This window comes from Streptomyces sp. NPDC104831 (assembly GCF_055583025.1).
In genome coordinates, this window is record NZ_JBVJOT010000019.1 from 36,013 (window position 1) to 49,197 (window position 13,185).

The following is a 13,185-nucleotide window of genomic DNA, read 5'->3' on the forward strand; positions in this document are numbered from 1 at the left end:
CACCCGTACCTTTTCTCCCCCCCCCCCCCCCCCCCCCCCCCCCCCGCCCCCCCCCCCCCCCCCCCCCCCCCCCCCCCCCCCCGCCTCCTCGTGTGCGCTCGGCCACGTCGTGAGCCTTCTCTCCCAGGGGGCAAAAGGTCACAAAATCCGACTGATCACTCGTCCGGTGGCGGGGGTGCGGCCGTCCGCCGTGTAGATTCCGGGGGCCGAGAGCCATGGAAGGGACCAATCCGGTGAACAAGAAGCTCGCGGCCGCGCTGTCCAGCGGTGCGGTACTGGCGGTGGCGGTGACGGGATGCGGCGGCGGCGGTGACAAGGGGCCCGACCCCAAGCTGGTGTCCTGGGCCAAGACGGTCTGCGACGCCGTGCCCGCGCAGAGCGCCAGGATCAAGTCGGCCAACGCCTCGATCGCGTCCATCGCCACGGACGGCAACCTTCCGCCCAAGGACGCCCAGAAGACGTACGTCGAGGCCTTCCAGAACCTCGCCGACGGCTACAAGGCCCTCGCGGACGCCCTGAACAGCGCCGGAGCACCCCCCGGGATCGACGGCGGCGCCAAGCTCCAGAAGGACGCGGCCGGCAACCTCGCCGGCCTCTCCACGTCGTACACCGGCCTGAAGAAGACGGTCGAGGGGCTCGACACCAAGGACCAGGGCAAGTTCGCCAAGGGCCTCAAGGAGGTCGCCGGCCAGACCAAGGAGGTCGGCAAGCAGGGCGACGACGGCACCGAGGCGCTGAAGCGGCTGGAGCAGGGCGAGGTCAAGGAGGCCATGGCCGAGCAGCCCAGCTGCAAGGTCGCCGCGTCCGCGACGGCGCACTCCACGGCCCCGGCGACGACCGGCTGACGTCGGGGAACGGCCCGCGCGGGGTCCGCTCCGGCGGGCCGTCGCGGGCCACAATGGGGGCGTGACTGACACCGGACCCGCTTCCCTGCCCGCCGTCGACCGGCCCGACACCGCCGCGCGCCTGAGGGACGCGCTGCTGGCCGCCTCCTTCACCGCCGACGGGTTGCTCGACCTGCTCGGTGCCGCCGCGTACGCGGCACTGGCCCGCAGCGAGACCGTGCCCGCCCTGCGGGCGACCCGCGGCGACACGCCGCTGGAGACGCTCGTACGGCTGTTCCTGCTCCAGCAGCCGGTGCCGCACGCGCGCGTGACGGCCGTGCTGCCGGTCCAGGAGGCACTGGAGGCCGGCTGGCTGCGGCGCGTGGGCGGCGACGAGGTGGCCGCGACCGTGGACGTGCGCCCCTACGGCGGTCCCGGTGGCGAGGACTGGTTCATCGTCTCCGACCTGGGCTGCGCGGTCGGCGGGGCCGGCGGCATCGGGCAGCGCGAGGAGGGCGTCGTCCTCGGGGTCGGCGGCGCCTCCACGACCCTCGCCGGCATCACCGTGCGCACGCCCGTCGCCTCCGCCCTGGACCTCGGCACCGGCTCCGGCATCCAGGCGCTGCACGCCGCCCGGCACGCCACGCGCGTGACGGCGACCGACCTCAACCCGCGCGCGCTGCACATCACGGCGCTCACGCTGGCGCTGTCCGGGGCGCCCGCCGCCGATCTGCGCGAGGGCTCGCTCTTCGAGCCGGTCCGGGACGACGAGACCTTCGACCTGATCGTCTCCAACCCGCCGTTCGTGATCTCCCCGGGGGCCCGGCTGACGTACCGGGACGGCGGCATGGGCGGGGACGACCTGTGCCGCTCGCTCGTCCAGCAGGCGGGGGAACGGCTGAACGAAGGCGGGTTCGCGCAGTTCCTCGCGAACTGGCAGCACGTGGCGGGGGAGGACTGGCAGGACAGGCTCAGGTCCTGGGTGCCGCGCGGGTGCGACGCCTGGATCGTGCAGCGCGAGGTGCAGGACGTCACGCAGTACGCCGAGCTGTGGCTGCGGGACGCCGGCGACCACCACGGAGATCCGGCGGAGTACCAGGCGCGCTACGACGCCTGGCTCGACGAGTTCGAGGCGCGCAAGGTCAGGGCGGTCGGCTTCGGCTGGATCACCCTGCGCAGGACCGGCTCCGCCGAGCCCGTCGTCACCGTGGAGGAGTGGCCGCACCCGGTCGAGCAGCCGCTCGGCGAGACGATCCGCGCGCACTTCGACCGGCTCGACTACCTCCGGGCCCACGATGACGCGGCACTGCTGGACAGCCACTTCAGGCTCGCCCCCGAAGTGGTCCAGGAGCAGGTCGGGCTGCCCGGCGCCGAGGACCCGGAGCACGTGGTGCTGCGCCAGCACCGGGGGATGCGGCGGGCGACGAAGGTGGACACGGTCGGCGCCGGGTTCGCGGGCGTGTGCGACGGCACGCTGAGCGCGGGCCGCATCCTGGACGCCATCGCCCAGCTCGTCGGCGAGGACGCGGTGCTGCTCCGCGACCGCACCCCCGCCCAGATCCGGCTGCTGGTGGAACAGGGCTTCCTGGAGCCGGCGGGCTGAGCGGGCCGTCAGGGGGCTGCCGCCCCCGGCTCCCGGTGCCCGGGGCGTCGCGGGCGCGGCCGGATCGTCATGGCCCGGCCGCGTGCCACCGCCTTGCACCATGAGCGCGGGGCCGGGGAGGACCGCGGGAGCCTCGTTGCCGGGTCCGTCTCCGGAAAACGGCCGGAAAAATATGGCCGACGGGCCCGGACCTTCTCGTTCGTTCGTATGTGCGATTTGGTGTCGGCCTTCCGTTCACCCCGATGTCGCCCGCCCGTCTCCCGTGCGTGCCACGCTCCCCGCGCCGGGCGGAACCGGTGGCGGGCAAGAGGGGGGCGGGCGATGGAGAGTGGGCCGGCGATCTTCGCGGGAGTGGTGTTCGCCCTGTTCGGAGCCGGTCTGCTGGCCTGGACCGGAAGGCGGCTGCGACGCCGCGAACCGGTGGCCCTCGGTGTGAGCCGGGTCGCATCCACCGCCTTCGCGGGCGTGGCCGCGACCGCCGCCCTGACCCTCGGCGGGTACTGCCTGACCCGGCTCTGAGCCCGTTCGAGACCGCTCCGCCGGGTAAGGGGAGCGCTACGCTCCGGACAGGGCCGCGCGGGCGGCCGGGCAGTCCGGGCGGCAGGAATGCCGGTAGTCGGGTTACCGTTCGAGTGGCCGTTGTGGGCTTTTCCCGTTTGACACGGGGGCGGGATGTAGCGTCACACTCCGCAGCGTCACACGAGCCAGCAGTACGCCGCGAACCCCGGGACCAAGGCCTGGGGAGGCCCCAGCGTCGACCGGAGAGAAGAGCGAAGTTGTCCCCGACCAGCGAGACCGCACACGGCGGTCGCCGACTCGTCATCGTCGAGTCGCCTGCCAAGGCGAAGACGATCAAGGGTTACCTCGGCCCCGGTTACATCGTCGAGGCGAGCGTCGGGCACATCCGCGACCTTCCCAACGGTGCCGCGGAGGTACCCGAGAAGTACACCGGCGAGGTCCGTCGCCTCGGTGTGGACGTAGAACACGACTTCCAGCCGATCTATGTCGTCAACGCCGACAAGAAGGCCCAGGTCAAGAAGCTCAAGGACCTGCTGAAGGACTCCGACGAGCTGTTCCTCGCCACCGATGAGGACCGGGAGGGCGAGGCGATCGCCTGGCACCTCCAGGAGGTCCTGAAGCCGAAGATCCCCGTCAAGCGGATGGTGTTCCACGAGATCACCAAGGACGCGATCCGCGCGGCCGTCGCCAACCCGCGCCAGCTCAACCAGAAGCTGGTCGACGCCCAGGAGACCCGCCGCATCCTCGACCGCCTCTACGGCTACGAGGTCTCGCCGGTCCTGTGGAAGAAGGTCATGCCCCGGCTGTCGGCCGGCCGCGTGCAGTCCGTCGCCACGCGACTCGTCGTGGAGCGGGAACGCGAGCGCATCGCCTTCCGTTCCGCCGAGTACTGGGACCTGACGGGCACCTTCGCCACCGGCCGCGCGGGAGACACGTCGGACCCGTCGTCGCTGGTCGCCCGCCTCCAGAGCGTCGACGGCAGGCGGGTCGCGCAGGGCCGCGACTTCGACTCCGTGGGCCGGCTCAAGAGCGCCGGCACCCTCCACCTCGACGAGGCGACCGCCCGCGGCCTCGCCGCCGCCCTGGAGAACACCCGCTTCTCCGTCCGGTCCGTCGAGTCCAAGCCGTACCGCCGCTCGCCGTACGCCCCGTTCCGTACGACGACACTCCAGCAGGAGGCCAGCCGCAAGCTCGGCTTCGGCGCCAAGGCGACGATGCAGATCGCGCAGAAGCTGTACGAGAACGGCTACATCACGTACATGCGTACGGACTCCACGACGCTGAGCGACACCGCGATCTCCGCGGCCCGCGCCCAGGTCACGCAGCTGTACGGCGCCGACTACCTGCCGCCGCAGCCGCGCACGTACGCCGCCAAGGTCAAGAACGCGCAGGAGGCCCACGAGGCCATCCGCCCCTCGGGTGATCGTTTCCGCACGCCCGCGGAGACCGGCCTGACCGGCGACCAGTTCAAGCTGTACGAACTGATCTGGAAGCGGACCGTCGCCTCCCAGATGAAGGACGCGACCGGGAACAGCGTCACGGTGAAGATCGGTGGCACGTCCGCCGACGGCCGGGACGCCGAGTTCAGCGCGTCCGGCAAGACGATCACCTTCCACGGCTTCCTGAAGGCCTACGTCGAGGGCGCCGACGACCCGAACGCCGAGCTGGACGACCGCGAGCGCCGGCTGCCGCAGGTCGCCGAGGGCGACGCGCTGTCCGCCGAGGACATCACGGTCGACGGCCACGCGACCAAGCCCCCGGCCCGGTACACCGAGGCCAGCCTGGTCAAGGAGCTGGAAGAGCGCGAGATCGGCCGCCCGTCGACCTACGCCTCGATCATCGGCACGATCCTGGACCGCGGCTACGTTTTCAAGAAGGGCACGGCCCTGGTGCCGTCCTTCCTGTCCTTCGCCGTGGTCAACCTCCTGGAGAAGCACTTCGGGCGGCTCGTCGACTACGACTTCACCGCCAAGATGGAGGACGACCTCGACCGGATCGCCGCCGGTGAGGCGAAGGCCGTGCCGTGGCTGAAGCGCTTCTACTTCGGCGAGGGCCGGGACGGCGTCGGCAGCGCGGCCGAGGCGGGCAACGGCGACGGGGACCACCTCGGCGGCCTCAAGGAACTGGTGACCGACCTGGGCGCGATCGACGCCCGCGAGGTCTCCTCGTTCCCGGTGGGCAACGGCATCGTGCTCCGCGTCGGCCGCTACGGCCCGTACATCGAGCGCGGCGAGAAGGACACCGAGGAGCACCAGCGCGCCGACATCCCGGACGACCTGGCCCCGGACGAGCTGACCGTCGAGCTGGCCGAGGAACTGCTGGCCAAGCCGAGCGGCGACTTCGAGCTGGGCACCGACCCGGAGACGGGCCACCAGATCGTCGCCAAGGCCGGCCGCTACGGCCCGTACGTCACGGAGATCCTGCCCGAGGGCACCCCGAAGACGGGCAAGAACGCGGTCAAGCCGCGGACGGCGTCGCTGTTCAAGTCCATGTCGCTCGACACGGTGACGCTCGAGGACGCGCTGAAGCTGATGTCGCTGCCGCGGGTCGTCGGCACGGACGCCGACGGCGTGGAGATCACCGCGCAGAACGGCCGCTACGGCCCGTACCTGAAGAAGGGCACGGACTCGCGTTCGCTCCAGTCTGAGGAACAGCTCTTCACGATCACGCTGGAAGAGGCCCAGGCGATCTACGCCCAGCCCAAGCAGCGGGGCCGGGCCGCCGCCAAGCCGCCGCTGAAGGAACTGGGCGAGGACCCGGTCTCCGGCAAGCCGGTCGTCGTCAAGGACGGCCGCTTCGGCCCGTACGTCACCGACGGCGAGACGAACGCGACCCTCCGTTCCGGCGACAGCGTCGAGGCGATCACTCCTGAGCGTGGTTTCGAGCTGCTCGCCGAGAAGCGCGCGAAGGCCCCGGCCAAGAAGACCGCGAAGAAGGCGGCGGCCAAGAAGACCGCCCCGGCGAAGAAGACCGCCGCCAAGAAGACGGCCGCCAAGAAGACGACGGCGAAGAAGACGACCGCGAAGAAGACGACCGCCAAGAAGACGGCCACGAAGAAGACGGCCGCCTCCAAGGCGACGGCTTCCGGGTCGGAGGACTGAGCGGAGGATCCCGGCTTCTTCGCTCGGCGCTTCGCGAAACGAACGTCCGCCCCGGTGCCCGCGTGGTGCCGGGGCGGACGCGTGCGCGGACGCGCGAGGTGTGGTGTCAGCGGCTGCGGATAGGCTGAACGCATGACGCGAGCCGAGCAGCCAACGGCCCACCCCACAGCCCCGGACGACGCCCTGGTCGCGGACTCCCGCGAGCGCGCCGTCCGTTCCCTGCTGCGCCGACCGCAGTTGAGGCGCTTGTGGAGCGCGCAGCTGGTCAGCGGGGTCGGCGACACCCTGTCCCTTCTCGTCCTCGTCGTCCTGGTCCTCCAGGCGGCGATCGCAGAGGGCGCCTTCGGCGGTGGCTACCGAGGCGTGGCGTTCGCAGTGGCGACGGTCTTCGGCGCGCGCGTCCTCGCCACGCTGCTCTTCGGTGCCGTCCTCCTCGGCCCGCTGACCACGCTCACCGCCCAGGAGGGCCCGCTCGACCGGCGCTGGACCATGGTCGGCGCCGACGGCGTGCGGGCCGCGCTGCTGATCGTCGCGCCCCTGTGGATCGCCTGGATCCCGGGCGACGCGCTCGCCGTCCTGCTGGTCACCGCCTTCGTGACCGGCGTCGCCGAGCGGCTGTGGACGGTGTGCCGGGAGAGCGCCGCCCCGGCCCTGCTGCCGGCCCCGCCCCCGGAGGGCGCGACCGTGCGGCCGCTGCCGGACCACCTGGACGCCCTGCGCCGCCTGGCGCTGCGCACCACCTTCCTGACCGTCCCGCTGGCCGCCGCCGTCCTGGTCGGCGCCGCCCTGCTGAACAACCTGCTGGGCACGGGCGTGGCCTGGTTCGACCAGCATCAGGCGGCCCTCGCGTCGTACGTGGCGGCGGGCCTGTTCGCCGCCTCGCTGTCCGTGCTGACCTCCCTGGAGGTGCCCGGCACCCACACCCCCCGCGCGCGGTCCCCGCTGGAGGGCCTGCGCCGGCCGCGCACCGGCACCGGCGTCGACAAGGGCCGCACGGGCGCCACCCCGCTGCTGGTCCCGGCCTGCGCCGGGGTCGCCGGGGCGATCGCCGCGGCCGTCTCGGTGTGCGTGCTGCACGCCAAGGACCTGGGCGGCGGCCCGGTCCTCTACGGGCTGCTGGTGCTGGGCCTGACCGGCGGCGTCGCCGTCGGCATCCGGACCGCCCCCGCGCTGCTGCCCTCCCTGTCCCGCCGCCGTCTGCTGGCCCTGGCGATCGCCGTCACCGGCATCGCGCTGCTGGCCGCCGGACTGGTCCCGGACGTCACCACCGTCCTGCTGATCGTCACGCTGGCCGGTGCCGCCGCGGGCGTCGCCGCGAACACCGGGCACACCCTGCTCGACCAGGAGACCGAGGACTTCCGCCGGGCGCGCACCACCGAGCACCTGCACGCCGTGGTCCGCGTCTTCATAGCGCTCGGCGTCCTGATCGCACCGCTGTTCGCGGCGCTGATCGGCCCGCACCGGCTGGAGAACGGCAAGTTCGTCTTCGCGCACGGCGGCGCGGCCTTCACGCTGATGCTGGTCGGCGCGCTGCTGCTGCCGGTGGCCGCGCTGGTGCTCGCGAAGGTCGACGACCGCTCCGGCGTACCGCTGCGCCAGGACCTGAAGGACGCGCTGCTCGGCGGCGACGACCCGGTCACGGCACCGGCGGCCAACGGCTTCTTCATCGCCCTGGAGGGCGGTGACGGCGCCGGCAAGTCCACCCAGGCCGAGGCGCTCGCCGAGTGGATCCGAGCCAAGGGCCACGAGGTCGTGGTCACCCGCGAACCCGGCGCCACCCCGGTGGGCAAGCGGCTGCGCTCCATCCTGCTGGACGTGTCCTCGGCGGGCCTGTCGCACCGCGCGGAGGCACTGCTGTACGCCGCCGACCGCGCCGAGCACGTCGACACGGTCGTACGGCCCGCCCTGGAGCGCGGCGCGGTGGTCATCTCCGACCGCTACATCGACTCCTCCGTCGCCTACCAGGGCGCCGGCCGCGACCTGTCCCCGACCGAGGTCGCCCGCATCAACCGCTGGGCCACCGACGGACTGGTCCCGCACCTCACCGTGCTGCTGGACGTCTCCCCGGAGACCGCCCGCGAGCGGTTCACCGAGGCACCGGACCGGCTGGAGTCCGAGCCGGCCGAGTTCCACGCGCGCGTGCGGGCCGGTTTCCTCACGCTGGCCGCGTCCGACCCCGGCCGCTATCTGGTGGTGGACGCCGGGCAGGAGCCCGAGGCCGTCACCACCGTGATCCGGCACCGGCTGGACATCGTGCTGCCGCTGTCCGAGGCCGAGATCAAGGCCCAGGAGGAGGCGCGCCGCAAGGCCGAGGAGGAGGCCCGCCGCAAGGCCGAGGAAGAGGCCGCCCGCAAGGCCGAGGAGGAGCGCCTGGAGCGCGAGCGCCAGGAGCAGCTGGCCCGCCTGCGCGCCGAGGAGGAGGAGCGCAAGCGGCGCGAGCTGGAGGAGGCGCAGCGGCGCGAGGCCGAGCGGCAGGCGGAGGAGGCCCGGCAGCGGGCCGAGGAAGCGCGCCGGCGCGCGGAGGAGGAGCGGCAGCGGCTGCTCGCCGAGGAGAAGGCGCGCGCCGAGGAGGAGGCCCGCCGCAAGGCCGAGGAGGAGCGGCGCCGCAAGCAGGCCGAGGAGGAGGCCCGGCTGCGCGCCGAGGAAGAGGCCCGTCAGGCCCGGCTGCGGGCGGAGGAAGAGGCCCGTCAGGCGAAGCTGCGTGCCGAGGAGGAGGCGCGGCGTCTGGAGGCGCAGCGCAAGGCCGAGGAGGCGCTGCTCCGCGCCGAGGAGGCCCGCCGGCAGGCCGCCGAGGCCGCGGCGGCGGCCGACGCGGCGGCCCGCAGGCCCGGCGCGTCCCTGCCCACGGCACCGGGCACGGCCCGGAACACCGAGGACGCCGGGCGCACCTTCGGCGGCGCTTCGGCCGTCGACGAGACCGTTCCGACGCCGGCGGTGTCGCCGGACGCGCGGACCCCGGGCGGGACGGAACGCCCCGCGGACGGCCCGGCCACGGACGACACGACGGTGCTGCGACCGGTGCGCGACCGCTTCGCCGGTGACGCCCGGGACCCCTTCCCGGACTCCGAGGTGACCGCCGAGCTGCCGCAGCCGCCGGTGCCCTCCGGGCCGGGGGAGGAGACGGCGGTGCTGCCGCAGGTGCCTTCCGGCGCGGCGGACGAGACGGCCGTGCTGCCACCGGTGTCCGCCGACGGCCGGGCCGGGTCGCCGGCGCCGGGCCCGGGCGCCGGGGACGAGACGGCCGTGCTGCCGCCCGTGCGGGGCGACGACCCGGCGGACCGGGTGCCGCCCGGCTTCTTCCGGGACGAGCGACCCGCCGCGGGACCCGACGGTTCCGAGCCCCGCACGCGGGAGATGCCCCGGCTCGACGCCGACGGCACCCCCCGCCGTCCGCGCTCCGACTGGGCCGAGGAGACCCCGCTGGACGACCTGCCGTCGCTGGCCGACGAACTGCTCGGGTCGTACGACGAGAGCGGCTACGCCGAGCGGGAGTACGGCGACGGGGGCGAGGACGGGCAGCCGGGCAGCCGGGGCCGGGGCCGGGGGAAGGGCCGGCGCGGCTGAGGGGCTGAGGGGCCGAGGGGCTTGAGGAGGCCGGCGGGGCTCGGCTGACCGACCAGGGCGCCGCACCGGCCGGTCGCGCCGCTCGAGTCCGGGCCGCCTCCGCCGGTCCCCGGCCGTCACCGCCGGGCGCCGGTCGGCACGTCGGGGCCCGATCGCCTCCCCGCCGCCCCGGGGGGCAGGGGGCAGGGGGCTCCCCGCACGCCCGCGACCCGGGTCGTCTCCCGTTGTCAGTGCGCACCCGCACAATGGATCCCGGAACGCGGAGTGTGACGGAAGGGCGGCGTGACCCATGACCGTGTGGGACGACCTCGTCGGGCAGGAGAAGGTGAGCGCGGTGCTCGACGCGGCCGCGCGGGACGCCGACGCCCTCGTCACGGCCGCCACGGCGGAGCAGCCGCCGCCGGAGGCGTCGAAGATGACCCACGCCTGGCTGTTCACGGGCCCGCCCGGCGCCGGCCGGAACCAGGCGGCCAGGGCCTTCGCCGCCGCCCTGCAGTGCGTGAGCCCCGACCGGGCCCTGGGCGGCGCCCCCGGCTGCGGCTTCTGCGACGGCTGCCACACGGCGCTGCTCGGCACCCACGCGGACGTCACGACGGTCGCCGCGGTCGGCTCCGAAATCCTGGTCAAGGACATGCGGGACACGGTCCGCAAGTCGTTCACCGCCCCGGCGAACGGCCGCTGGCAGATCATCCTGGTCGAGGACGCCGAGCGGTTGAACGAGAAGTCGGCCAACGCCGTCCTCAAGGCCGTCGAGGAGCCCGCCCCGCGCACGGTGTGGCTGCTGTGCGCCCCCTCCATCGAGGACGTCCTGCCCACCATCCGTTCCCGGTGCCGCCACCTGAACCTGCGCACACCGTCCGTCGACGCGGTCGCCGACATGCTCGTACGGCGCGACGGCATCGAGCCCGAGGTCGCCGCGTCCGTCGCCCGCGCCACCCAGGGCCATGTCGACCGGGCCCGCCGGCTGGCCACCGACCCGGCGGCCCGCGAGCGCCGCGCCGCCGTGCTGAGGCTGCCGCTGCGGCTCGGTGAGGTGGGCGCGTGCCTCAAGGCCGCCCAGGAACTGGTCGACGCGGCGGCGGAGGACGCCAAGCAGCTTGCCGAGGAGATGGACGGCAAGGAGACCGAGGAACTGAAGGCGGCGCTAGGCGCGGCCCAGGGCGGCCGGATGCCGCGCGGGACGGCGGGGGTGATGAAGGACCTGGAGGACATGCAGAAGCGCCGCAGGACCCGGACGCAGCGCGACAGCCTGGACGTGGCCCTCGGCGACCTCACCGCCTTCTACCGCGACGTCCTCGCCCTCCAGCTCGGCACGCGTGTGGCGATCGCCAACGCCGACGCCGAGGACGCCCTGGACCGGCTGGCGCGCGGCAGCACCCCCGAGTCCACGCTCCGCCGCATCGAGGCGATCTCGGCGTGCCGCGAGGCGCTGGACCGCAACGTGGCCCCGCTGCTGGCGGTGGAGGCGATGACGATGGCCCTGCGGGCGGGGTGAGGGGAAGTGTCCCCCGTAGGGGGCACATTCACTACGCGCCGCGCCTGATTGGTCGCCCGGCGTTACGCTCGCCTGATGCGAACCAGGCATTCTCCCCCTCCCCGCGGTCCCCGCGGTTCCGGCCGTGCCCACCGGATCCGGGGCGTCCGCTCGCGGACGGCGGCCCGGCTCACGGCCACCCTCCTCGCGGCCGGCGCGCTGCTGGTGTCCGCCTGTTCCCCCGGGAACCCGGCCACGTCGGCCGCGGGGACGGTGCAGGCCGCGCTCGCCGCGCTGCCGCGTTCGACCCCGGCGGCGCTGACGCCGTACTACAGCCAACGGCCGCGCTGGCGCGCGTGCGGTCTCCCCGGGTTCGAGTGCGCGACGATCAAGGCCCCGCTGGACTACGCCCGCCCCGAGGCGGGCACCGTCCGGCTCGCCGTCGCCCGCAAGAAGGCCACCGGCACGACGGGGCGGCTCGGCTCGCTGCTGGTCAACCCGGGGGGCCCGGGCGGCTCGGCGGTGGCGTACCTCCAGCAGTACGCGGCCCTCGGCTACCCGGCCAAGGTCCGCGCCCGCTACGACATGGTGGCGATGGACCCGCGGGGCGTCGCCCGCAGCGAGCCCGTGAAGTGCCTCGACGGGCGGCGGATGGACACCTACACGCAGACGGACCCGACACCCGACGACCAGAGGGAGCGGGACGCGCTGGTCGCGGCGGACCGGAGGTTCGCGGAGAGCTGCGGGGCCCACTCGGCGCGCCTGCTGCGGCACGTCTCGACGGTGGAGGCGGCACGGGACATGGACATCCTGCGGTCGGTGCTCGGCGACCGGAGGCTGAACTACGTCGGGGCGTCGTACGGCACGTTCCTCGGGGCGACGTACGCGGGGCTGTTCCCGGAGCGGGTCGGCCGGATGGTGCTGGACGGCGCGATGGACCCGTCCCTGGACGCCCGCAGGCTGAACCTGGACCAGACGGCGGGCTTCGAGACGGCGTTCCAGGCGTTCGCGAAGGACTGCGTGCGGCACGCCGACTGCCCGCTCGGCGGCCGGGGCACGACGCCCGCGCGGGTCGGCGAGCGCCTGCGGGCGTTCTTCCGGGAACTGGACGCCCGGCCGCTGCCGACGGGCGACGCGGACGGCCGCAGGCTGGGGGAGGCGCTGGCCACGACCGGGGTGATCGCGGCGATGTACGACGAGGGGTCCTGGGGGCAGTTGCGCGAGGCGCTGACCTCGGCGATGGAGGACCACGACGGCGCGGGTCTGCTGTCCCTCTCGGACAGCTACTACGAGCGGGACGCCGAAGGGCGCTACAGCAACCTGATGATGGCCAACGCGGCGGTGAACTGCCTGGACCTGCCCGCGGCGTTCTCGGGTCCCGAGGAGGTGGAGGAGGCGCTGCCCGCGTTCGAGAAGGCGTCCCCGGTCTTCGGTCCGGGCCTCGCCTGGGCCTCCCTGAACTGCGCGTACTGGCCGGTGCGGGCCACGGGCGAGCCGCACCGCATCGAGGCGAGGGGAGCGGCGCCGATCGTGGTGGTCGGCACCGTCCGCGACCCGGCGACGCCCTACCGCTGGGCGCGGTCCCTGGCCGGACAGCTCTCCTCGGCCCGGCTGCTGACGTACGACGGCGACGGCCACACGGCGTACGGGCGGGGCAGCGGCTGCATCGACACGGCGATCGACACCTACCTCCTCCGAGGCACCCCGCCACCCGCCGGAAAGCGCTGCTCATAGCCCCTGCCACCCACCCCGGAAGCCCCCGCTCCGGGGTGGGTACGAAGCACCCCGGGAAACTGTGTAGACTTACCGACGTTGCCGATCGCACCATGGTGCGAGCAGCACGCCGCTTTAGCTCAGATGGCCAGAGCAACGCACTCGTAATGCGTAGGTCTCGGGTTCGAATCCCGAAAGCGGCTCCACTGGAAACCCCAGGGCAGACGTCGTCTGACCTGGGGTTTTGTCGTTCAGGGGGCGCGGCGTCCCGGTGGCGCCGGATGGGGCCTGTGGGTCTGGTGGGGGGCGCGGCGGGAGGGTCCGGCCGGCAGGGGCGCGTGAGCGCGGTGTCAGGGAAAGGCGGGACGGGGCCCCGGTCGTTCACCT

Annotated in this window: 7 protein-coding genes and 1 tRNA gene; all 8 read left to right on the forward strand. The window is 74.0% G+C overall.

Going from position 1 to position 13,185, the window contains the following annotated elements:
• Positions 1 to 233 precede the first annotated feature (233 nt).
• The 8 genes from ACZ63H_RS15550 to ACZ63H_RS15585 all read left to right on the forward strand — a co-directional run bounded on the left by ACZ63H_RS15550 (position 234) and on the right by ACZ63H_RS15585 (position 13,004).
• Positions 234 to 845 carry a small secreted protein gene (locus ACZ63H_RS15550; RefSeq protein ID WP_469865175.1) on the forward strand — a complete coding sequence of 204 codons (612 nt, stop codon included), beginning with the start codon at positions 234 to 236 and terminating at the stop codon, positions 843 to 845.
• A 61-nt stretch (positions 846 to 906) separates the two neighbouring features.
• Positions 907 to 2,427, forward strand: a complete 1,521-nt coding sequence (locus ACZ63H_RS15555) for a DUF7059 domain-containing protein (RefSeq protein ID WP_469865177.1) — start codon at positions 907 to 909, stop codon at positions 2,425 to 2,427.
• 321 nt (positions 2,428 to 2,748) lie between these two features.
• Complete coding sequence (locus ACZ63H_RS15560) at positions 2,749 to 2,946, forward strand: hypothetical protein (protein ID WP_469865179.1); 198 nt, start codon at positions 2,749 to 2,751, stop codon at positions 2,944 to 2,946.
• Positions 2,947 to 3,203: 257 nt separating this feature from the next.
• Positions 3,204 to 6,047, forward strand: coding sequence for a type I DNA topoisomerase (gene topA / locus ACZ63H_RS15565; RefSeq protein WP_469865181.1), 2,844 nt, complete (start codon positions 3,204 to 3,206; stop codon positions 6,045 to 6,047).
• 132 nt (positions 6,048 to 6,179) lie between these two features.
• A complete protein-coding gene (gene tmk, locus ACZ63H_RS15570; protein WP_469865183.1) occupies positions 6,180 to 9,611 on the forward strand; it encodes a dTMP kinase in 3,432 nt (1,143 codons plus the stop codon).
• Between the two features lie 289 nt (positions 9,612 to 9,900).
• Positions 9,901 to 11,106, forward strand: a complete 1,206-nt coding sequence (locus ACZ63H_RS15575; RefSeq protein ID WP_469865185.1) for a DNA polymerase III subunit delta' — start codon at positions 9,901 to 9,903, stop codon at positions 11,104 to 11,106.
• Between the two features lie 75 nt (positions 11,107 to 11,181).
• Positions 11,182 to 12,819: an alpha/beta hydrolase gene (locus ACZ63H_RS15580; RefSeq protein WP_469865187.1), complete on the forward strand. Its 1,638-nt coding sequence runs from the start codon at positions 11,182 to 11,184 to the stop codon at positions 12,817 to 12,819.
• Positions 12,820 to 12,927: 108 nt separating this feature from the next.
• Positions 12,928 to 13,004, forward strand: a tRNA-Thr gene (locus ACZ63H_RS15585).
• Positions 13,005 to 13,185: the final 181 nt, after the last annotated feature.

Coding starts and splice junctions, on each gene's coding strand:
- ACZ63H_RS15575 (WP_469865185.1), top strand. CDS start 9,901: ATGACCGTGTGGGACGACCTCGTCGGGCAGGAGAAGGTGAGCGCGGTG.
- tmk (WP_469865183.1), top strand. CDS start 6,180: ATGACGCGAGCCGAGCAGCCAACGGCCCACCCCACAGCCCCGGACGAC.
- ACZ63H_RS15580 (WP_469865187.1), top strand. CDS start 11,182: ATGCGAACCAGGCATTCTCCCCCTCCCCGCGGTCCCCGCGGTTCCGGC.
- ACZ63H_RS15560 (WP_469865179.1), top strand. CDS start 2,749: ATGGAGAGTGGGCCGGCGATCTTCGCGGGAGTGGTGTTCGCCCTGTTC.